The following is a 20,628-nucleotide window of genomic DNA, read 5'->3' as shown; positions in this document are numbered from 1 at the left end:
ACCACCATGAAGTCATTCAAACGCACCCTGCTCGCAACTGCCCTGGCCCTGCTCGCCTTGCCGGTGATGGCCGATCCGGCCCATCCGAAAATCGGGTTTTCCATCGATGACTTGCGCCTGGAGCGCTGGTCCCGCGACCGCGATTACTTCGTCGCCGCCGCGGAAAAACTTGATGCCAAGGTCTTCGTGCAGTCCGCTGATGCCAACGAGCAAAAGCAAATCTCGCAAATCGAAAACCTGATCTCCCGTGGCGTCGATGTGATCGTGATCGTGCCGTTCAACGCCACGGTGCTGACCAACGCCGTAGCCGAAGCCAAGAAGGCCGGGATCAAAGTGGTGTCATACGACCGCCTGATCCTCAACGCAGACATCGACGCGTACATCTCGTTTGATAACGAAAAAGTCGGTGAGATGCAGGCCAACGGCGTGCTGCAAGCGGCGCCCAAGGGCAATTACTTCCTGCTCGGCGGCGCACCGACGGATAACAACGCCAAGGTGCTGCGCGAAGGCCAGATGAAGGTGCTGCAACCGGCTATCGACAAGGGCGACATCAAGATTGTCGGCCAGCAGTGGGTCAAGGAGTGGAACCCTACCGAAGCCTTGAGCATTGTCGAAAACGCCCTGACCCGTAATGACAACAAGATCGATGCCATCGTTGCCTCCAACGACGCCACCGCCGGCGGCGCGATCCAGGCCCTGGCCGCACAGAAGCTGGCGGGCAAGGTGCCGATCTCCGGCCAGGACGCTGACCTTGCGGCAATCAAGCGCGTGATCGACGGCACCCAGACCATGACCGTCTACAAGCCGCTCAAGCTGATCGCCACCGAAGCCGCCAAGCTCTCGGTGCAACTAGCGCGCAGCGAAAAGCCAACCTACAGCTCGCAGTACGACAACGGCAGCAAGAAAGTCGACACCATCCTGCTCACCCCAACACCGCTGACCAAAGCCAATATCGACGTACTGGAGAAGGATGGGTTCTACACCAAAGAGCAGATCGGCGGGCAATGACCGCCATGGCCACCGACTATCTGCTGCAAATGAACGGCATCGTCAAAAGCTTTGGCGGTGTCAACGCCCTCAATGGCATCGATATCAAGGTACGCCCGGGAGAGTGCGTCGGGCTGTGCGGTGAGAACGGTGCCGGGAAATCCACCTTGATGAAGGTGCTGTCGGCGGTCTACCCCTACGGTACCTGGGAGGGCGAAATCCTCTGGGACGGGCAACCGCTCAAGGCCCAGTCCATTCGCGAAACCGAGGCCGCCGGCATCGTCATCATTCACCAGGAACTGACCCTGGTGCCCGACCTGTCGGTGGCCGAAAACATCTTCATGGGCCACGAGCTGACCCTGCCCGGCGGGCGCATGAACTATCCGGCGATGCTGCAACGGGCCGAAGCCTTGATGCGCGACCTCAAGGTACCGGACATGAACGTGGCGCTGCCAGTGTCGCAGTACGGCGGCGGCTACCAGCAACTGGTGGAAATCGCCAAGGCCCTCAACAAGCAAGCACGCCTGTTGATCCTTGACGAGCCGTCCTCAGCCCTGACCCGCTCGGAAATCGAAGTGCTGCTGGGCATCATCCAGGGCCTCAAGGCCAAGGGCGTGGCCTGCGTGTATATCTCGCACAAGCTCGATGAAGTGGCGGCGGTGTGCGACACCATCGCAGTGATCCGCGACGGCAAGCACATCGCGACCACCGCCATGGCGGACATGGACATTGCACAGATCATCACCCAGATGGTCGGCCGCGAAATGAGCAACCTCTACCCCACCGAGCCACATGCAGTGGGCGAGGTGATTTTTGAAGCGCGCAACGTCACCTGCTACGACGTCGACAACCCCAAGCGCAAGCGCGTCGACGATATTTCGTTTGTGCTCAAGCGCGGCGAAATCCTCGGCATTGCAGGGCTCGTGGGCGCCGGGCGCACCGAACTGGTGTCGGCACTGTTCGGCGCCTACCCCGGCCGCTACAGCGCGCAGGTGTGGCTGGACGGCCAAATCGTCGATACGCGAACGCCGCTCAAATCGATCCGCGCAGGGTTGTGCATGGTGCCCGAAGACCGCAAGCGCCAAGGCATCATTCCCGACCTGGGCGTCGGCCATAACATCACCCTGGCTGTGCTCGACACCTACGCGCACCTGAGCCGCATCGACGCCGAAGCCGAACTGGGCAGCATCGACCAGCAAATCGCACGTATGCACCTCAAGACCGCCAGCCCGTTGCTGCCGATCACCAGCCTGTCCGGCGGCAATCAGCAAAAGGCCGTGCTCGCGAAAATGCTGATGGCCAAGCCCAAGGTGCTGATCCTCGACGAACCCACACGCGGGGTGGATGTGGGCGCCAAGTATGAGATCTACAAACTGATGGGCGCGCTGGCGGCCGAAGGTGTGTCGATCATCATGGTTTCCTCGGAGCTGGCCGAAGTGCTTGGCGTATCCAACCGCGTGCTGGTAATCGGCGACGGCCAACTGCGCGGTGACTTCATCAACGAGGGGCTTACCCAGGAACAGGTGCTCGCCGCTGCGCTCAGCCAACACCCTAATAATCGGAAGACCGCGTAGATGAATCAGGTCAAACAGCTTTTCACCCGCTACAAAATGCTCGCCCTGGTGATCGCCGTGGCGTTCATCTGGCTGTTTTTCAGTTGGCAGACCGAGGGCGGCTTCGTCACGCCGCGCAACTTGTCCAACCTGCTGCGGCAGATGTCGATCACCGGCATATTGGCGTGCGGTATGGTGCTGGTGATTATCAGCGGCGAGATCGATTTGTCGGTGGGTTCGTTGCTCGGACTGTTGGGCGGGCTGGCGGCGATTCTGGACGTGGTCTATCACGTACCGCTGCTGGCCAACCTCAGCCTGGTGGCGCTGTGCGGGTTAATGATCGGCCTGGCCAACGGTTACATGACCGCCTATCTGCGCATCCCCTCGTTTATCGTCGGCCTGGGCGGGATGCTGGCGTTTCGCGGGATTTTGCTGGGGATTACCGGCGGCACCACCATTGCACCGGTGTCGCCGTCGCTGGTGTATGTGGGCCAGGGGTATTTGCCCCACACCGTCGGTATCGGGCTCGGGGTGTTGCTGTTTGCCCTGACGGTATTCCTCACCTGGAAACAACGGCGCAACCGCGCGCTGCATGGTTTGGCCGCGCACTCTCTGATGCGTGATGGATTGCGCGTGGTGCTGATCGGTGCGGTGCTCGCCGGGTTTGTCACCACGCTGAACCGCTACGACGGCATTCCAGTACCGGTGCTGTTGTTACTGGTGCTGCTCGGCGTTTTCAGCTACGTCACTCGCCAGACCGTGTTCGGCCGCCGCGTCTATGCGGTGGGCAGCAATATGGAAGCCACGCGCCTGTCGGGCATCAATGTGCAAGCGGTGAAACTGTGGATCTTCGGCATCATGGGCGTGATGTGCGCCCTCGCCGGTCTGGTCAACACCGCCCGCCTCGCCGCCGGGTCACCGTCGGCGGGCAACATGGGCGAACTCGACGCCATCGCCGCATGTTTTATTGGCGGCACCTCGATGCGCGGTGGCTCGGGCACGGTGTATGGCGCGTTGCTCGGAGCATTGGTGATTACCAGCCTGGATAACGGCATGTCGATGCTCGACGTGGACAGTTACTGGCAGATGATCGTCAAGGGCAGCATTTTGGTAGTGGCGGTGTGGGTGGATGTGAGTACGCGGGCAGGACGGCGCTGATTCGCCAGTCCCTCAAAACGGCGGCGTGGCGCACATAGTCATGCCGCCATCCAGCCGACTGAGGGGCTCAGGCAATCAGTAAATGATCTTCCCATCAAATAGATTGTAAACATGCTTCGGTATTTTGGAGGGCGAAGCGAGGTACACAAACAACTTTTGGCCCTGCTCTTTGAAAGCCAGCACCTGCAAAACCTTTCCAGCACCTATGGCAACATGGTCCTTCAAAAAGTCCGTCGACATATTCATTTTCGGCACTGACTCATCAAATACATACACCACCTGCTGGGTGGCATGGGTTCGCTGCTTCGCCGCGCCTTTGGCCCATCCTTCCCATTCGGCAGAATTACGCACCGTCGCCGAAGCAGATTGTACCCCCGGGTCCTGGAACACTTTCCCAACACCATCTTTAAGCCTTTTCGCGCCTTCATCCGTAACAAAAGCCGAGCGATAAGCTTTGCCTTCATAAGGGTTCAATTGATTGAACTCGCCGAGAAACGCTTCAAGCTCAGGCGTGGTCTTACCCGCTCTCAGTGGTCCGTTGACAAAGTCGGAATCCGCGTGAGTGTAGGTTTCAATCCATTCGAACTCACCCGCATTACTCTCGCCCATAAGTGTAACCAGCGTCTTTGTAAACTGCTCTACCTCGTGTTCCTTGACGGGGAGCGCCATGTCGGCATGTTGTTGAGCAACGGCGTCCAACGTTTCCCGTGCCTGTCTGTATTTACGGGAAAAATATTCTTTCAGCCCCCCACCCGGGACTCCCATTCTTGTCCACACTCCCGCCTCATCCGGCTTGGCGGCAATGCCGCTATATGCCAATTTTGAGGGGGCTTGCGCGTCGGGTACTCGCAACTTGTAATGTTCACCATCTGCCACATCGGGTTTGTCAGCAACAAAATACTTCTTGCCCCTGAACTCCACCTCGCGCATTCCCGCAAAGGTTGGCGCTGGGGTGGACGGCGTAGTGGCCGGAGCATTTGATATTCGCGTCAGTTCAACTTCGTTAGGCTGCACTGCAGGGTGCCATTGGTAACGATCATTGGCGCTGGCGTTAAACGGTATGAGTGGCGGCTCCTGCGCCTCTGGCCCGACTGGCGACAGCTCGTGCGCCAGCTGCAAAGCTGAAATGGCCGCTGCGGCATTGCCTGCTACGCGATCATTAGCCGTCATGCCATAAATGGAGTCGTGCACTCCGAAAACGATCTGGCCCAGATTGCCAACGACGGGCGCATAACCAAAGGTACTGCCCCATACTTCTTTTATTGCCTTCCATCGTTGCTGCGAGGCGCCAAATACCTGTGTCTGGTCATTCCACACCGCATTATTGGCATTTAACCCTTGGTACGCTGCGGCAATACCGGAGCTGAGGCTACCGTGCTTCAAAAAATAATCACTGCCTCGCGACTTCGTATAATTGAATGTTTCCCACACCGGCACAGCCTTGTCTTTGACTATGTTTTGACGCCCCGGATAGGTAGCAAGATTGCCCGCAATGTAATGATCAAGTACCTCGCCAGCTTTGGGCCAATGCGCGTCTTTACCGCCTTGTCTGTCGCTGGCATTGAATCGACTGACGATGCTATCGCGATTTTCTTTGGCCCACTCGGAAAACCCTCTATCGCCCGATATTTCACTGGCCTTGCCGCTCTTCAAATCAATCATCAACCCCTTATTGGGTCGATGCTCGACATTCCCATCAAAGGGCAAGTCAGGAATAAAGGCATAGCCTGCCAATGGGTAACCATAGAGATTGGGAATAATGACTTGGCCGTTCCAATATAATGTTCGATGGATCGCCTCTTGTGTTTCAACGCTTAACTGTTCGAAGCCAGTCTTATCGTTTAACAGGCTTTGCAAGGTGCCGCGCAGCACATAGACATCCGCTTTGCCCGAGCGCTCGGCCAGTGGCCCTGACTCATCGCTCATTGGCTTGGCTACCTCAGCTTCCCAATGGCCCTGGAGTCGCGCTCCCAACGCCTCCAGATCACTGATCCTGCTGCGGTCTTGTGGCTCGATGTGGGTTGTTCGGAAATTGACCAGGCCACCTTCCGATGTCCGGTCGTGCTTTAGCGCGCCGGCTGCTATTTCCCATGCAAAGTAGGTGCGTGTGTCCGTGTTGGTTTTTACCTCCGGCATCCATTTCCCTACGTAAGTGTTGAATGTCACGCTGATTTTTTCATGGGGGTCGTACCCAGCGGCCAACAATCCGGCGCTAAAGTAACCTGCAGGTTCCAGGAACTGACGAGTCTGTTGGAACCGGATATTGCGCTCACCTTCGTTCCCCCGTTCTATGCTATCGATCAGCGCGGTAACCCGGAGGGCATACGCATCGATACACTGCAGCTGTTCTTCCAGGGTATTGCGCAAAGAGCCCGTGAAAGGTCCATGGATGATCGTAGTGTAAAGCGCCTCTTGGGACAGAGGTCGGGCCAGAATGCTCGATGTTTCGCTGAGAGGGTCAGCTGTATTGTTGCTGGGGAAATCCAGTGCGCCCGTGATCTCTGAATACGAGGGATCACCGGGCAAATAGCAATCGGGGCTCAGTGAAGAAAAATCATCCAAAAACATTGATTAGGTACCTTTTTCAGACAATTGCGATTACCCCACCTGACTGCATCATAGGGGGCAGGCTGCGCTGGTGGAGTTTGCGTACACAGATCGCGCCCCCTCGTAACTACATCAGCCGTCAGATGAGTCGCACCTCCAAGCGAATAGGTTCCTCCAATAAGCGTGGCACGTGTTACATGCCGTTTTCGCTATTGCTCACTGTCGATATTGCACATTGGTTAGTGGCGCCTTTGGGCGCGCCATGGTTAAAACTGTGGGAGGGGGCTTGCTCCCGATGAGGGAGTGTCAGAAGCACATCTGTGACTGACCCGCCGCCATCGGGGGCAAGTCGAATCGTCGCACCGCCCCTCCCACATTGATCTGATTTTTTCCATGGGTTATTGCGAACGCAAACTAAAAGTCCATAATGGACAAATAGGTTTATTCAGAGGCGTCCATGTCCAATCCCCCCCTCATCATCGACCAGGCCCAGGCCCGTACCTTGCTGGCTCAAATCGACGTGCCCGCTATCCTGCGCAAGCTGTTTCGCGAGCTCGCCGCCGGGCAGGCGGTGCAGCCGGCGCAGCAGTGGGTGGAGTTTCCCCAAGGCGCGGGAGATTTCATCAATTACCTGGGAGTGCTGGCAGAAGATGGCGTGTATGGCGTCAAGACCTCGCCCTACATCGTGCGTGAACAGGGCCCGCTGGTGACGGCGTGGACCCTGCTGATGTCGATGCACAGCGGCCAGCCGCTGCTGTTGTGCGATGCCGCTGAATTGACCACCGCACGCACGGCCGCCACCACCGCATTGGCAGTCGACGCGCTGGCGCCGCTGTCGGCGCAGCGCCTGGCGATTATCGGCAGCGGCAAGGTCGCCCAGGCACACCTGCGCTATGTGCAAAACCTGCGTGACTGGCAGCACATCCGCCTGTATTCCCCAAGCCTTGGCAGTGCCAGCGCCGAAACGCGCGCGCAACTCAACGCGCTGGACCCGCGCCTGAGCCTCGCCGCCAGCTGCGATGCCGCGCTGCAAGATGCCGATGTGATTCTGCTCTGCACCTCATCGGCAGGCCCAGTGATCGACCCGATGCGCCTGAGCAAGCCCGCGTTGATCACCTCCATCAGCACCAACGCACCGCGTGCCCACGAAGTGCCTCCCGTGTGCCTCGAACAGATGCAGGTGTACTGCGATTATCGCCAGACCACCCCGGATGCGGCGGGCGACATGCTGATTGCCAGCGAACAGCACGGCTGGGATAAACGTGCGGTGCTCGGCGACCTGCCCGAACTGCTCAGCGATATGGCGCAGCGCCCGGACCCTCAGCGCCATGTGTTTTTCCGCTCTATCGGCCTGGGCCTGGAAGATATTGCATTGGCCAATGCCCTGTACCAACGCCAGCGCTAATCAGGAGATTCACATGCACCACGCAGACTTCATCATCATCGGCGGCGGCATTGCCGGCGCGTCCACCGGCTTCTGGTTGTCGCAGCACGCCAAGGTGCTGGTGCTGGAGCGCGAAAACCATCCGGCCTATCACTCCACGGGGCGCTCGGCGGCGCTCTACACCGCTGCATACGGCACCCCGCAAGTGCGCGCGCTGACCCTGGCCAGCCGGGCGTTTTTCGACCAGCCGCCAGCAGGTTTCTGCGAACACCCACTGCTCACCCCGCGGGGCGAAATGACCGTCGATTTCACCGGCGACCCGGCCGAACTCGATAGTCAATACCTGAGCGCCAAAGCCACCGTGGCACAGGTGCAACGCTTGAGCGCCGACGAGGCCTGTAAACGCTTGCCGATCCTGCGCCGGGAAAAAGTCCACGGCGCAATCTATGACCCAACGGCGTGCGACATCGATACCGACGCCCTGCACCAGGGCTACCTGCGCGGCATCCGTCGCAACAATGGCCAAGTGCGCACCGACAGCCATGTGCTGAGCTTGAGCCGCGACATCGACGGCCTGTGGCACGTGCGTACCCAGGATGGGACCTTCACCGCGCCGGTCATCATCAATGCTGCCGGCGCCTGGGCCGACCATATCGGCGGCCTGGCAGGCGCGGCGTCCATCGGTTTGCAACCCAAACGTCGCTCCGCATTTATCTTCGCCGGCCCGGACGGCGTCGATGCCCATGACTGGCCGATGCTGGTGGCCCTTGACGAAGCCTTCTACATGAAGCCCGACGCGGGCATGTTCCTCGGCTCGCCCGCCAATGCCGACCCGGTCCAGGCCCAGGACGTGCAACCCGAAGAGCTGGATATCGCCATGGGCATCTACCAGATCGAGGAAGCCACCACCCTGACCATCCGCCGCCCGACGCGCACCTGGGCCGGCCTGCGCAGTTTTGTGGCCGATGGGGATTTGCTCAGCGGTTTTGACCCACAGGTACCGGGGCTGTTCTGGGTGGCGGCACAGGGCGGTTATGGCATCCAGACCTCACCGGCCATGGGCCAGGCCAGCGCTGCACTGGTGCGCGGCGAGCCGCTGCCCGAGCACCTCGTACAGTTCGGGCTGGACGCTGGTATGCTCTCCCCCGTCCGCCTGGAGCCCCTTTGATGAACACCGCTGAACACGACAACGTCATGCAGAACTTTCGTGCGATTGCCGATGCGATCGCCACGCTGTTCTTTCCCCATGCAGAGGTGGTCCTGCATGACCTGCGCACGCAAACCGTCGATTACATCGCCAACAATCTGTCCAAACGCAGCCTGGGTGACGACTCGTCGCTGGAGGACATGCTCGACGGTGACGTCAGTGAAGTGAATATCGGGCCTTATGAAAAGCTCAACTGGGACGGCCAGAAAATCCGCAGCCTGAGCACCGTGCTGCACGACCACAACGGACGCCGGCTGGCCGTGCTGTGCATCAACCTGAATATCTCACTGCTGGAAAACGCCAAGGCCGCGCTGGATCTGTTCCTGTCGCCGAGCAAGCTGATCGCCCAGCCGGACGCGCTGTTTCGCGATGATTGGCAGGAGCGCATCAACACCTTTCTGCATGGCTGGCTGCGTGAGCGTCAGTTGAGCCTGAACCTGCTGACCCGCGACCACAAACGTGAACTGGTGTTGGCGTTACACGCCGAAGGCGCGTTCAAGGGCAAGAGCGCGTCCAACTATGTCGCCAACGTACTGGGCATGGGGCGGGCGACGGTCTACAAGCATTTGAAGGAACTCAAGGGTTGAGCCCTTTCTGAAGACAGCGCCGCCCCCCTGTGGGAGCTCGACAGCTCCCACATTGACCGCGTATTTCCCGGGATCAGTCGCCGTAGATATCGGCCTTGAAGTACTGCTGTGAAATCTTCTGGTATTCACCACTGGCACGAATGCCGTCGATGGCCGCGTTCAATTCGCTGACCAACTCGCCATTGCCCTTGCGCACCGCAATCCCCGCACCCTCGCCCACGTATTTCGGATCCTTGAGTTCCGGCCCCACAAACGCGTAACCCTGGCCGCGTGGCATCGAGAGGAAGTCACTCAAGGGGATGGTGTCAGCAAAAATCGCGTCCAGGCGCCCCGCGGCCAGGTCCATGTAGATTTCTTCGTTATTGCTGTAGCGCTTGACGTTGATGCCCTTGGGTTCGAACACCTCGGTGGCATAACGGTCGGTGGTGGTGGCGCGCTGTACGCCGACGTTCTTGCCCTTGAGGCTGGCGTACTGGTCATCCACCACCGCGCCGTCCTTCATCACCAGGCGTGAGGAGGTGAAGTAGTATTTGTGGGTGAAATCCACCGACTTCTTGCGGTCCTCGTTGATGGTCATGGACGACAGCGCCAGGTCGATTTTCTTGACCTTGAGGGACGGGATCAAACCATCGAACTCACCTTCAACCCACACGCACTTGACCTTCATTTGCGCGCACAGGGCGTTGCCGATGTCGTAGTCGAAGCCGACGATCTTGCCGTCGCCGGTCTTGGACGCAAACGGTGGGTAAGCGGCCTCGATGCCGATGCGCAGGGTTTTCTCGGCGGCCAGCAGGTGGCTGGCAGCGAACAGACTCAGGGCCAGGGCGGGAATAAGGTGGCGTTTCTTCATGATCGGGTTCTCGCGGGTTGTTGTTGGTTTGGCAAGAGTGAAGAAAAACGGACAGCAGCTGTTTTGTACTTATAATTCCATACTGGACTTTTATGCTCATCGCGTCAATTCAGAACAAACGCGTACGAAATGTGGGAGGGGGCTTGCTCCCGATAGAGGTGTTTCAGTCACATAGAGACTGACTGACACTCTGCTATCGGGAGCAAGCCCCCTCCCACACTTGGACTTACAGTGCTCGTGAGACCTTACTTCGACACCGGCATCGCAAACTCCGCGCCCTGTTCAATACTCTCTGACCAACGCTGCATGATCGACTTCTGCTTGGTGTAGAAACGCACCCCCTCAGTGCCGTAGGCATGCATGTCGCCAAACAGGCTCTTCTTCCAGCCGCCAAAACCATGCCAGGCCATCGGTACAGGGATCGGCACGTTGATGCCAACCATGCCCACTTCAATGCGCCGGGCGAATTCGCGGGCGATGTTGCCGTCGCGGGTGAAGCAGCTGACGCCGTTGCCAAACTCGTGGTCGTTGACCAGCTTCACCGCTTCGGCGAAATCGTTGACGCGCACGCAGGCCAGCACCGGGCCGAAGATTTCTTCGCGGTAGATGCTCATGTCTTGGGTCACGTGGTCGAACAGCGTGGCGCCAAGCCAGAAGCCGTTTTCCAGGCCGAGTTCGGTGGGCACGTAGTCACGACCGTCGAGTAGCAATTGCGCGCCGGCCTGTACACCTTGCTCGATATAGCCGCTGATGCGCTCCAGGGCGGCCCGCGACACGATCGGGCCCATCTCGGCTTTTAAGTCGCGGCCATCAGTGATGCGCAGCGTCTTGGCGCGCTCGCTCAAGGCGGCGATGACCTTATCCCCCACATCCCCCACCAGCACCGCCACCGAAATGGCCATGCAGCGCTCGCCGGCGCTACCGTAGGCAGCGCCCATCAGTGCATCGACGGTGCGCTCGATATCGGCGTCGGGCATCACCACCATGTGGTTTTTCGCCCCGCCCAGGCCTTGTACGCGCTTGCCGTTGCGGGCGCCGCTCTCATAGATGTACTGGGCAATCGGCGTAGAACCGACAAAGCTCACGGCCTTGACGTCCGGGTGTTCGATCAGCGCATCCACCGATTCCTTGTCGCCCTGCACCACGTTGAACACGCCTTTGGGCAAGCCCGCTTCACGCAGCAGCTCGGCCATGAACAACGAAGCGCTCGGGTCGGTGGGGCTTGGCTTGAGGATGAAGGTGTTGCCCGCCGCGATGGCGATCGGGTACATCCACATCGGCACCATCACCGGGAAGTTGAATGGCGTCACGCCGGCCACCACGCCCAGCGGCTGGCGCATGGTCCAGTTGTCCATGCCACGGGAGACCTGGTCGGAATGCTCGCCCTTGAGCAGGTTGGGAATGCCGCAGGCAAATTCGAGAATGTCGATGCCACGGTCGACTTCGCCCTGGGCGTCGGTGAAGACCTTGCCGTGCTCGGCGACAATGATGCGCGCCAAGTCATCCTTGCGCTCACGCAGCAGGTGCAGGTATTCAAACAACACGCGGGCGCGGCGGATCGGCGGGGTGTCGGCCCAGCCGGCGAATGCAGTCTGGGCGGCAGCGACGGCTTCGCCTACGGTCTGGCGGCTGGCCAGGGCCACGCGCGCGGTGACGTCACCGGTGGCCGGGTTGTAGACGTCCTGATAGCGATCATCGCGGCTCACGCGCTGGTCGTTGATGTAGTGCTCAATGGTCGTGGTCATGGCAATGGATCTCAGGTGGGTAGCGTTGGGACACACGATAGGCTTTTGATTTGTTCCAAACCAGAGCAGAATCCAGAACTTATTGTCCTTTTATGCGAACAATACACTCATGGAAAAGGCTGAGATCGAAGGGCTGTGGACCCATATCCACTGGCTGTCGGTGCTGGAAGAACAAGGCACCTACACCGCCGCCGCGGCACGGTTGGGGGTGAGCAAATCGGCGGTCAGCCAGCGCATCTCCGATCTGGAGAAAGCCACCGGTACGCGCCTGGTGACCCGCACCACCCGCAGCGTGCGATTGACCGAAGCCGGGCTGTCTTTGACCCGCGAAGTGCGCAGTGCCTATGCGCAGATTGCCCGCAGCTTCTCGTCGGTGCGCGACTCCGTCGGCGAAATTCGCGGCCTGGTGCGCCTGACCGCCCCCGTGGCGTTTGCCCGGCAACAACTGGTGCCGCACCTTTCCGGCTTTTTGCAGCAGTACCCGCAAGTGCGCATCCAGCTAGACGTGTCCGACGCCTTGAGCTCACTGGCGGCCGAAGGCTACGACCTGGCGGTGCGCCACGGTTTCCAGGTGCCGGAGACGCATGTGGCGTGGAAGCTGTGCGATACCACCTCGGTGCTGGTGGCGACCCGGGACTACCTGCAACGCCACGGTGAACCGCGAACCCCGGCAGACCTGGGCGCCCACAACTGCCTTTACTACCCACGGGGCAGCGACCAGCCGGCCTGGACCTTCGAACGCGGCAGCAAAAATATCGAGCGCATCACCGTGCCCATCGCCGGCAGCTTTTCAACCAACAACAGCGAGGCCTTGCGCGACGCGGCGCTCAATCACTTGGGCGTTGCCTTGCTGCCGGACTTCAGCGCCCATGCCGCCCTGGCCAGCGGCAAGCTGGTGCAGGTGTTGAAGGGCTGGACGCTCAAGGGCGCGTTTGCCGATGAAATTTATCTGATTCGGCCCTACTCGCCCCATGTGCCCAGGTCCGTGACGGTGCTGGTGGGGTATTTGAAGGAAAAACTGTCAGGCGGGTTTCAATTCACTGGCGGCTGATGAAGACTCCCCTCTACAGAGGACAGTGACCCAATCCTGTTGAATTCTTGCCTGATCCTCTGAACTTGAAGTCGATTGCATAGATAGCTGTTGCGCGGTGGTCTAGAGTTCGACGATGGGCGACGTACAGTCGCACCGTTCCTATAAGAATTTTGCAGCACCAACCGATGATCAGCAGGTGAGCCAGCCATGGAATTACGTATTAACCAAAAGGCCTATCAAGTCGAGGCCGAGGCAGACACGCCGTTGTTGTGGGTGATCCGCGACAACCTGGGCCTGACCGGCACCAAGTACGGCTGCGGCCTGGCCCAGTGCGGCGCCTGTTCGGTGCTGGTGGACGGCAATGTGGTGCGCTCGTGCGTGACGCCGGTAGCCGGGGTGGTCGGTCGCGAGATCACCACCATCGAAGCCATCGAGGCCGACGAGGTGGGCAAACGCGTGGTCTCTGCCTGGGTCGAGCACCAGGTGGCGCAGTGCGGCTACTGCCAGTCCGGGCAAGTGATGGCGGCCACCGCGCTGCTCAAGCACACCCCCGCTCCGTCGCAAGCGCAGATCGATGCGGCAATGGTCAACCTGTGCCGCTGCGGCACTTACAACGCCATCCATGCTGCCATGGATGGCCTGGCCGCCGGGAAGGAGACCGCCTGATGAATATGTCCGAGATCCTGCCCGGCGTTAAATTGGACGAGCCGATCAACCTGTCGCGTCGGCGCTTTCTCGCCAGTACCGCCGTAGGTGCGCTGGTCATCGGCTTTGGCTTGCCCCTGGGCTCGTCGCGGGTGCAGGCCGCCACCGGCGCTGCTGAACGCGGCACCCAAGTGCCGGCGTTCCTGGAAATTCGCCCGGACGGTAGCGTGCGCCTGCTCAGCCCCTTCATGGAAGGCGGCCAGGGCACCCACACCGCCATGGCACAGATCATCGGCGAAGAGTTGGATGCCGACCCCGCCACCTTCATCGTCGAAGCCGCCCCCCCGGGTGAAGCCTACGTGGTAATGGAAAACGGCCTGCGCATCACCGGCGGCAGCATGTCGGTGCGCATGAGCTACCCGACCATGCGCCGCCTCGGCGCCCTCGCCCGCGCCATGCTGATGCAGGCCGGCGCCGAGCAACTGCGCGTGCCGCTCAGCGAGCTGACCACCCAGCCTGGCCGCGTGGTACACGCCGCTTCCGGCCGCTCCGTGGGCTACGGTGAACTGGCCGGTCGTGCCCTCGATATGCCGGTGCCCGACCCCGCTACCATCACCCTGCGCGACCCTAGCCAGTTCCGTTGGATCGGCAAGCCGGTCAAACGCCTGGATGCCTATGACAAATCCACCGGCAAGGCGCTTTACACCATCGACCTTAAACTCGACAACATGCTCCACGCCGCCGTCCAGCACGCGCCGCGCCTGGGCATGAGCGTGGGCAGCCTGCGCAACCAGGCCCAAGTCGAGGCCATGCCGGGGGTGCATTCGGTTCATACCTTGCCAGGCGCCGTGGCGGTGGTGGCCGAACGCTGGTGGCACGCCAAGCGTGCGGTGGAGGCCATCCAGGTTGAATGGCAGGAAGCCTCTGCCGACTCGACCGTACGGGCGATGCCGGCGGATTTTTCCAGCGACAAATACCTCGACTTCCTCGCCGCCCAGCAGGGCCCGGCCCGCGATGACGAAAACCAGGGCGATGTCGCCGGCGCCCTGGCTGGCGCCAAGACTCGGGTCGAAGCCACCTACCATAACCAATACCTCAACCATGCCCAGCTGGAGCCGCCTTCAGCCTTGGCGCGCTTCAACCCCGACGGCACGCTTGAGGTGTGGCTGCCCAACCAGGCGCCGGATATGTTCCGCGCCGACATTGCCAAGCGCACCGGCCTCGCCACCGAGCAAATCACCCTGCACTCCCCGCTGCTGGGGGGCTTTTTTGGTCGGCATTTCCTGTATGACTCGGCTAATCCGTACCCGCAGGCTATCGCGCTGGCCAAGGCGGTCGGCCGCCCGATCAAGCTGATCTGGAGCCGTGAAGAAGAGTTCCTGCGCGATGTGTTGCGCCCGCTCGCCGTGGTGAAGTTTCGTGCCGCACTGGACGACAAGGGCCTGCCGGTAGCCATCGAAGCGGTGAGTGCCACCGAAGGCCCTACTGAAGCCCTCAGTGGCAAACAGGGCGAGCAGATCGACCCCACCGCCCTGGAGGGCCTGTCGGGCAAGAGTTATGCGATCCCCAACAAGCGTATTGCGCAGATCTACGTCAAGGGCGCGCCCATGCTCGGCTACTGGCGTTCAGTGGGTAATTCCCTTAACGATTTTTTCTACGAATCATTCCTGGATGAGCTGGCGGACAAGGGCGGTCACGACCCTTATGAGTTGCGCCTGCACCTGCTGCGCGACAACCCGCGGCTGACCACCTTGCTGCAAGCGGTGGGCGAGCTGTCCGGTGGCTGGAAGCGTGGCCCCTACACCGCCGAAGACGGCACGCGCCGTGCACGCGGGGTGGCCATGGCTTCGCCCTTTGGCTCTCACGCGGCGGTAGTCGCCGAAGTGTCGATCGAGAACGGCCAGGTCAAGGTTCACCATATCTGGGAGGCCATCGACCCGGGCAGCATCGTCAACCCGGCGATCATTCAAGCCCAGGTCAGCGGCGCGGTAGCCTTGGGGCTGTCGCAAACGTTGCTGGAGGAAGCGGTGTACGTGGACGGTATGCCACGGGCGCGTAACTACGACCTGTATCCGATCCTGCCGCCCTCGCGTATGGCGCAGGTCCACGTGAAGATCGTCGAGAGCGGCGAAAAGATGGGTGGCATCGGTGAACCGCCATTGCCCGCCGTGGCACCTGCGGTGATCAATGCGGTGGCACAGTTGACCGGCCAGCGCATCCGCAGCTTGCCGTTGAGCCGCCACACCTTCAGTTAACCCACAGGGAACGCCCATGAACAACCGCCGATTCGCAAGAACCGCAGGCTGGCTGGCGCTGCCCTGCCTGGTCGCCGCAGGCCTGCTGGCCTGGTACGTCACCCGCGAGCCCGCCTCGCCGTTTGAACAGCAACAGGCCACCAGTTTCGACCCTGCATTGGTCAGTCGCGGCGAATACGTCGCGCGGGTGAGTGACTGTGTGGCTTGCCACAGCCTGGCCGGCAAGCAGCCCTTCGCCGGTGGCCTGGAAATGGCCACGCCCCTGGGGGCGATCCACGCCACCAACATCACCCCCGACCGCGAGCATGGCATCGGCACCTACAGCCTGGCCGACTTCGATCGCGCCGTACGCCAGGGTGTCGCACCGGGCGGCCGCCGGCTGTACCCGGCCATGCCCTACCCGTCTTACGTCAAGCTCAGCGACGACGATGTGAAAGCGCTGTATGCGTTTTTTATGAAGGGCGTGCAACCGGCCAACCAGCCGAACATCCCCAGCGATATACCCTGGCCGCTCAACCTGCGCTGGCCCATCGCCCTGTGGAATGGCGTGTTTGCGCCCACCGCCACTTACGCCGCCAAGCCCGACCAGGACGCGCTGTGGAACCGTGGCGCCTACATTGTCCAGGGCCCCGGCCACTGCGGCAGTTGCCACACACCGCGTGGCCTGGCCTTCAACGAGAAAGCCCTGGACGAATCCGGCGCGCCGTTCCTCGCTGGAGCGCTGCTTGACGGCTGGTACGCACCCAGCCTGCGCCAGGATCCCAACACCGGCCTGGGCCGCTGGAGCGAAGCGCAGATCGTGCAGTTCCTCAAGACGGGGCGCAATGCCCATGCCGTGGTCTACGGCTCAATGACCGAAGCCTTCAACAACTCCACGCAGTTCATGCAGGACGAGGACCTGGCCGCTATCGCCCGCTATCTCAAATCACTGCCCGGTGACCCGCAGCGTGATGGCAGCCCCTGGCAGTATCAGGCGGTGACAGCAAACCAGGATGCGCCCGGCGCCCACACTTATGCGACCCGCTGCGCCTCCTGCCACGGCCTCGACGGCAAAGGCCAGCCCGAATGGATGCCGCCCCTGGCCGGCGCCACGTCGGCACTGGCCAAGGAAAACGCCTCGGCGATCAACATCACCCTCAACGGCTCGCAGCGCGTGGTGGCGGCGGGGATGCCGGACGCCTACCGGATGCCGGCGTTTCGTGAGCAGCTGTCCGACCAGGAAATCGCTGATGTGCTGAGCTACGTGCGCGGAACCTGGGGCAACAACGGTGGCGCGGTCGAGGCGAAGGCGGTGAGCAAGTTGCGCGGGCATACTGACCCTGCGAGCAGCAGCCCGATCATCCTGCATATGCGCTGAGTGATGTATGAACCGTGGGAGGGGGCTTGCTCCCGATTGCGGTGGTTCAGTCACAGTTACATAGACTGACACACTTATATCGGCAGCAGGCCCCCTCTCACATTTGGCCCGGGGACCTCTATTTGCTTTCGTCCGCCTTGCCTTCCTGCATCTGCACCGAAGACTTGCTGCCGCTGGTGTTGTCTTTGGTGGTGTTATCGGAACTGTCAAAACAACCGTGCAGCATGAACACACTGCACAAGCCCAGGCACATATATAACTTCTTCATGAGATTCCCCTAGCGATGTTTGGGTGATGCATCAGCCTATGCTGTATCAGGCTGACGCAACCGCCCATATGTTCAATGCGCAGCCTCAGCGACTGACGAGTGGCTTGCCATCAACTCGCTAGCCTTTACGCACGACCAATTTGAGCTACCCTTGATCCGTTAAGGCCTGCTATCCGGTGACCCCATGGACACGTTGACCAAAGCGCAAATCCAGCGCGCGCTTGCGAGGCGGCTGTGCAACTGCCGTGTCTCCTGCAAGATCAATCCGGATAACAGCCTGTCGGTGACGGTGCTCGCGCCCGATGCCAACCAGTTCACCATCGCCAACATCAACCGTGCCCAGTATCACGGCGAGCCAGGGATCAATCGGCTCGTTCGGGAAATCCTGGAAGACATGGTAGTTTCGCGACAATCGTCCCGCCTCTCCTCCGTGGAGTAAACGCAAAAATCAACGAGGCTTGCCATGCACGCTGGTGCTGCTACCCCCTTGCAACGCGTCACAATCGACTACCTTCAAGACACGCTGCTCGGCGTGAACCCCCTGTCTTGCGAGTGCATGGCGAAGGTCATGGAAGCGGGTGCGGGCGTGTCGCCGCAAATTCTCTCGCCGTGGCCGGAACAACTATTGAAGGCCCATACGGTTCAGATCAAAACCGAAGGCCGCACCTATCACGGCGTTGTCGTTGATGCCGGCAAGAACAACGCCAATGAACTGCTGGTGACCATCAAACTCCAGGGCTAGGGACTCGCTACAGATGGTCCCGGCCGGAATGCCGTCCTTGCCGTCAGGCACCAGTAAACCGGTGTGGCGACTGCCATTTGCGCCGAACTGCACGCTTGTGAAAAAGGACCCGGTACGCTGAACGCTTGTTCCACAAATCGTCGCAAACCATGCGCCCCCCTATCCGGTTGAACACCCTCCTCGGCAGGCTTTCTAGATGTTCTCGACAACTGCCCATGGAGGGAATCCCCGATGAACATTCACCGCCTGCAACCTGCACTGCCATCGCTGTGCCTGGCAATTTGCGTCGCCTCGTTGACAGCGTGCGCGGGCAACGACTCAGCCTCAAACGTGGTGGCGCCGGGTGATGCCAAATCGCCAGGCACGCGAGCACTCGATACCGGTGCCGCCCTGCTGCAGTCACGTCCGCCCATCGACGCGCTCAATGCCTACCTGGACGGCTTTCACTTCTACAACGGCCACCCCGACGTGCAGATGGAAGCGCACCACTACTGCGCCATCCTCAATGAGGAGGTGATCCAGTGCGTGATTTACGACGGCAACCGCAAGGACGCCAAGTTGATGGGCGTGGAATACATCATCAGCGAGCAGTTGTTCAACAGCCTGCCGGCACCGGAGAAAGCCTTGTGGCACAGCCATGTGCATGAGGTGAAGTCCGGCCAGCTGGTCGCGCCTGGCATTCCCGCGGTGGCCGAGCACGCGCTGATGGAAAAGCTGGTGCACACCTACGGCAAGACCTGGCACACCTGGCATACCGACCTGCACAAGCGCCTGCCATTGGGTGTGCCTCAACTGATGATGGGGTTTACCGCTGACGGCCAGGCTGATCCAAGGATGGTCGCCGAGCGCGATCAACGCCTGGGTATCGACAGCACCGAGAAGAAGCACTCTCGCGCCGATATAGCCCCACCGGCCATTGCACCCGGGGCGGATGCCTGGCGCCACGGCACGATCATCCAGATCGACGACCCTACCGCAACGCCCCACAGGCACTGACGGCGCCGCCGGGTCATCTGGATTGAACAATCATTGACCCGCGCTTGCCACACAAGAACACGGCTGCATTCGCCGCCCTTTGCATGAGGTATTGCAACATGTCTTACGATTATCAAGGCCCCGCCAGCATCATCACGGCTTCGCGTCACCTCGGAACCCAAGCAGATGAACGCCTCAACGAACACGTTGACGTAAATCTGACAGGTAGTGGTAAACCAACCCTGGTTCGCCTGGACTTTGACACTCCACTGCAGTGGCCCGGCCATCCCAATTTCGTCATGGTGAACTTGCCAGACGGTACCTCCGTCGGCGGTGTAATCGCCGAGATAGAGCGGCCCGCTGACGGAGCCGGGTGGGTAGCGTTTACCGTGGATGACTGACTGCCACAGCGCTGACAGCCCGCCATCGAATTGCCCGACAAGTTCTTTGAATTTTTTTTGACGTCAATTATCTGTAGTTCATGAGCATAGGGAGGCCTCATGAAAACCAACGAGCTATTTACCATCAAGTATCAACTTCACGGCGAGCCGAGGTCCTTTATCGTGCGTACGGCACGCATGAACAATGCTGAAGCATGGCACTGGGCCAGTTGCGATGCCGGCGTGGCGGTCATCCCCAGGTTCGGTCAAAACAACCTCAAGCGCGTGTCCAAGCCGATGGCGGAAAAATACGGCATTACCGATGTGCGCTGGTGCGGGGCGGAAGAAATTCAGTGGGCGGAGGGTGTCACACAATGAACAGTCAGGTGCTGGATTACACAATCAGTCAAAGGTGGGATGAGGAGATTGCGCAGAACACCCAGATGTTTTTCGAAGCGGATCGACTGGATGCGCAGGCGTATAACATCATCGAACACTACAGCGGCGATGCAACGACCTGGGCGCGCTTCACGGAGGCGAAGAAGCTTGCGGATGCGCAGCGGACTGCGGCTTATCGAGAGTGGATGCGTATACGGCGGGCTATGAGAACGTAGGAGCGAGCTTGCTCGCGAAAAACGTCAACGATAATGCGTAAACCTGAAGGGACGCGGCGCTTGTGAGCCTTTCGCGAGCAAGCTTGCTCCTACAAAAAAGACACGCCCCGTCCGGGGCGTGTCAGTCAACAAAGCGTGGACTGGTTTGTCGCTATCGGGGCATGGGTGTCTACACACCTTTGGTGTGACGCCGGACCTGTGGGAGGGGGCTTGCCCCCGATGGCGGCCTAAGAGCCGACCAGGATGCTGGACTTTGACCGAGTACATATCCGTTATTTGAGTCACGGCTGCTATTGGTTCCGCTTTTACAGCGGGTCACTTTCGAAAAGCGCGAAAGTAAC

General features: G+C 60.5%; 20 protein-coding genes. 16 read left to right on the top strand and 4 right to left on the bottom strand.

The annotated features are described in order from the left end of the window. Positions 1-6 precede the first annotated feature (6 nt). The 3 genes from xylF to E4O97_RS07465 are packed head-to-tail and all read left to right on the top strand — an operon-like array spanning position 7 to position 3,698. Positions 7-1,008: a D-xylose ABC transporter substrate-binding protein gene (gene xylF / locus E4O97_RS07475; RefSeq protein ID WP_032876549.1), complete on the top strand. Its 1,002-nt coding sequence runs from the start codon at positions 7-9 to the stop codon at positions 1,006-1,008. Next, a complete protein-coding gene (gene xylG, locus E4O97_RS07470) occupies positions 1,005-2,561 on the top strand; it encodes a D-xylose ABC transporter ATP-binding protein (protein WP_248161051.1) in 1,557 nt (518 codons plus the stop codon). Before xylF ends, xylG begins: the two co-directional genes overlap by 4 nt. After that, positions 2,562-3,698, top strand: a complete 1,137-nt coding sequence (locus E4O97_RS07465) for a sugar ABC transporter permease (protein ID WP_078821023.1) — start codon at positions 2,562-2,564, stop codon at positions 3,696-3,698. Between the two features lie 75 nt (positions 3,699-3,773). Here the strand turns inward: E4O97_RS07465 and E4O97_RS07460 are convergent, their stop codons facing one another. Beyond that, positions 3,774-6,266, bottom strand: a complete 2,493-nt coding sequence (locus E4O97_RS07460; protein WP_248161050.1) for a hypothetical protein — start codon at positions 6,264-6,266, stop codon at positions 3,774-3,776. Between the two features lie 436 nt (positions 6,267-6,702). On the opposite strand from E4O97_RS07460, the gene E4O97_RS07455 reads away from it, so the two are divergent. The 3 genes from E4O97_RS07455 to E4O97_RS07445 are packed head-to-tail and all read left to right on the top strand — an operon-like array spanning position 6,703 to position 9,423. Then, positions 6,703-7,650, top strand: coding sequence for an ornithine cyclodeaminase family protein (locus E4O97_RS07455; RefSeq protein WP_228309713.1), 948 nt, complete (start codon positions 6,703-6,705; stop codon positions 7,648-7,650). 13 nt (positions 7,651-7,663) lie between these two features. Beyond that, a complete protein-coding gene (locus E4O97_RS07450; protein ID WP_216091164.1) occupies positions 7,664-8,797 on the top strand; it encodes an FAD-binding oxidoreductase in 1,134 nt (377 codons plus the stop codon). Then, the gene (locus E4O97_RS07445) at positions 8,797-9,423 is read left to right on the top strand and encodes a PAS domain-containing protein (RefSeq protein WP_005787407.1); all 627 of its coding nucleotides are present in this window, start codon (positions 8,797-8,799) and stop codon (positions 9,421-9,423) included. The genes E4O97_RS07450 and E4O97_RS07445 overlap by 1 nt, the downstream gene beginning before the upstream one ends. Positions 9,424-9,496: 73 nt before the next feature. Here E4O97_RS07445 and E4O97_RS07440 read toward each other — a convergent pair whose 3' ends face one another. Both E4O97_RS07440 and E4O97_RS07435 read right to left on the bottom strand, forming a co-directional pair. Next, positions 9,497-10,273, bottom strand: coding sequence for an ABC transporter substrate-binding protein (locus tag E4O97_RS07440; RefSeq protein ID WP_032876562.1), 777 nt, complete (start codon positions 10,271-10,273; stop codon positions 9,497-9,499). Between the two features lie 245 nt (positions 10,274-10,518). Beyond that, positions 10,519-12,018, bottom strand: coding sequence for a CoA-acylating methylmalonate-semialdehyde dehydrogenase (locus E4O97_RS07435; RefSeq protein ID WP_248161049.1), 1,500 nt, complete (start codon positions 12,016-12,018; stop codon positions 10,519-10,521). Positions 12,019-12,127: 109 nt separating this feature from the next. Here E4O97_RS07435 and E4O97_RS07430 point away from each other — a divergent pair, with 109 nt between their 5' ends. The 4 genes from E4O97_RS07430 (at position 12,128) to E4O97_RS07415 (ending at position 17,308) form a co-directional block, all read left to right on the top strand. Beyond that, a complete protein-coding gene (locus tag E4O97_RS07430) occupies positions 12,128-13,069 on the top strand; it encodes a LysR family transcriptional regulator (RefSeq protein WP_248161048.1) in 942 nt (313 codons plus the stop codon). A gap of 189 nt (positions 13,070-13,258) precedes the next feature. After that, positions 13,259-13,717 (top strand): (2Fe-2S)-binding protein, encoded by a 459-nt coding sequence (locus E4O97_RS07425; RefSeq protein ID WP_078821018.1) that lies wholly within the window; start codon positions 13,259-13,261, stop codon positions 13,715-13,717. Beyond that, positions 13,717-15,951 carry a xanthine dehydrogenase family protein molybdopterin-binding subunit gene (locus E4O97_RS07420; protein WP_103735315.1) on the top strand — a complete coding sequence of 745 codons (2,235 nt, stop codon included), beginning with the start codon at positions 13,717-13,719 and terminating at the stop codon, positions 15,949-15,951. The genes E4O97_RS07425 and E4O97_RS07420 overlap by 1 nt, the downstream gene beginning before the upstream one ends. A 16-nt stretch (positions 15,952-15,967) precedes the next feature. After that, the gene (locus E4O97_RS07415; RefSeq protein ID WP_248131573.1) at positions 15,968-17,308 is read left to right on the top strand and encodes a cytochrome c; all 1,341 of its coding nucleotides are present in this window, start codon (positions 15,968-15,970) and stop codon (positions 17,306-17,308) included. A 118-nt stretch (positions 17,309-17,426) separates the two neighbouring features. Here the strand turns inward: E4O97_RS07415 and E4O97_RS07410 are convergent, their stop codons facing one another. Next, the gene (locus E4O97_RS07410) at positions 17,427-17,576 is read right to left on the bottom strand and encodes a hypothetical protein (protein WP_005787387.1); all 150 of its coding nucleotides are present in this window, start codon (positions 17,574-17,576) and stop codon (positions 17,427-17,429) included. 184 nt (positions 17,577-17,760) lie between these two features. Between E4O97_RS07410 and E4O97_RS07405 the strand changes: the two genes are divergently transcribed. The 6 genes from E4O97_RS07405 to E4O97_RS07380 all read left to right on the top strand — a co-directional run bounded on the left by E4O97_RS07405 (position 17,761) and on the right by E4O97_RS07380 (position 20,287). Beyond that, entirely contained in the window at positions 17,761-18,015 is a 255-nt protein-coding gene (locus E4O97_RS07405; RefSeq protein ID WP_248161047.1) for a hypothetical protein, read from the top strand. Positions 18,016-18,039: 24 nt separating this feature from the next. After that, positions 18,040-18,318 (top strand): hypothetical protein, encoded by a 279-nt coding sequence (locus E4O97_RS07400; protein WP_248161046.1) that lies wholly within the window; start codon positions 18,040-18,042, stop codon positions 18,316-18,318. Positions 18,319-18,549: 231 nt separating this feature from the next. Further along, the gene (locus E4O97_RS07395) at positions 18,550-19,314 is read left to right on the top strand and encodes an OBAP family protein (protein ID WP_216091160.1); all 765 of its coding nucleotides are present in this window, start codon (positions 18,550-18,552) and stop codon (positions 19,312-19,314) included. Between the two features lie 98 nt (positions 19,315-19,412). After that, the gene (locus E4O97_RS07390) at positions 19,413-19,694 is read left to right on the top strand and encodes a hypothetical protein (RefSeq protein ID WP_078821011.1); all 282 of its coding nucleotides are present in this window, start codon (positions 19,413-19,415) and stop codon (positions 19,692-19,694) included. 99 nt (positions 19,695-19,793) lie between these two features. After that, a complete protein-coding gene (locus E4O97_RS07385; RefSeq protein ID WP_005787382.1) occupies positions 19,794-20,051 on the top strand; it encodes a DUF6555 family protein in 258 nt (85 codons plus the stop codon). Further along, positions 20,048-20,287: a hypothetical protein gene (locus E4O97_RS07380; protein WP_005787380.1), complete on the top strand. Its 240-nt coding sequence runs from the start codon at positions 20,048-20,050 to the stop codon at positions 20,285-20,287. Before E4O97_RS07385 ends, E4O97_RS07380 begins: the two co-directional genes overlap by 4 nt. Positions 20,288-20,628 lie beyond the last annotated feature (341 nt).

The organism is Pseudomonas sp. W15Feb34 (assembly GCF_023127765.1).
Classification (GTDB): domain Bacteria; phylum Pseudomonadota; class Gammaproteobacteria; order Pseudomonadales; family Pseudomonadaceae; genus Aquipseudomonas; species Aquipseudomonas synxantha_A.
The sequence above is the reverse complement of the archived record's forward strand: the minus strand, read 5'-3'. Positions and strand labels throughout refer to the sequence as shown.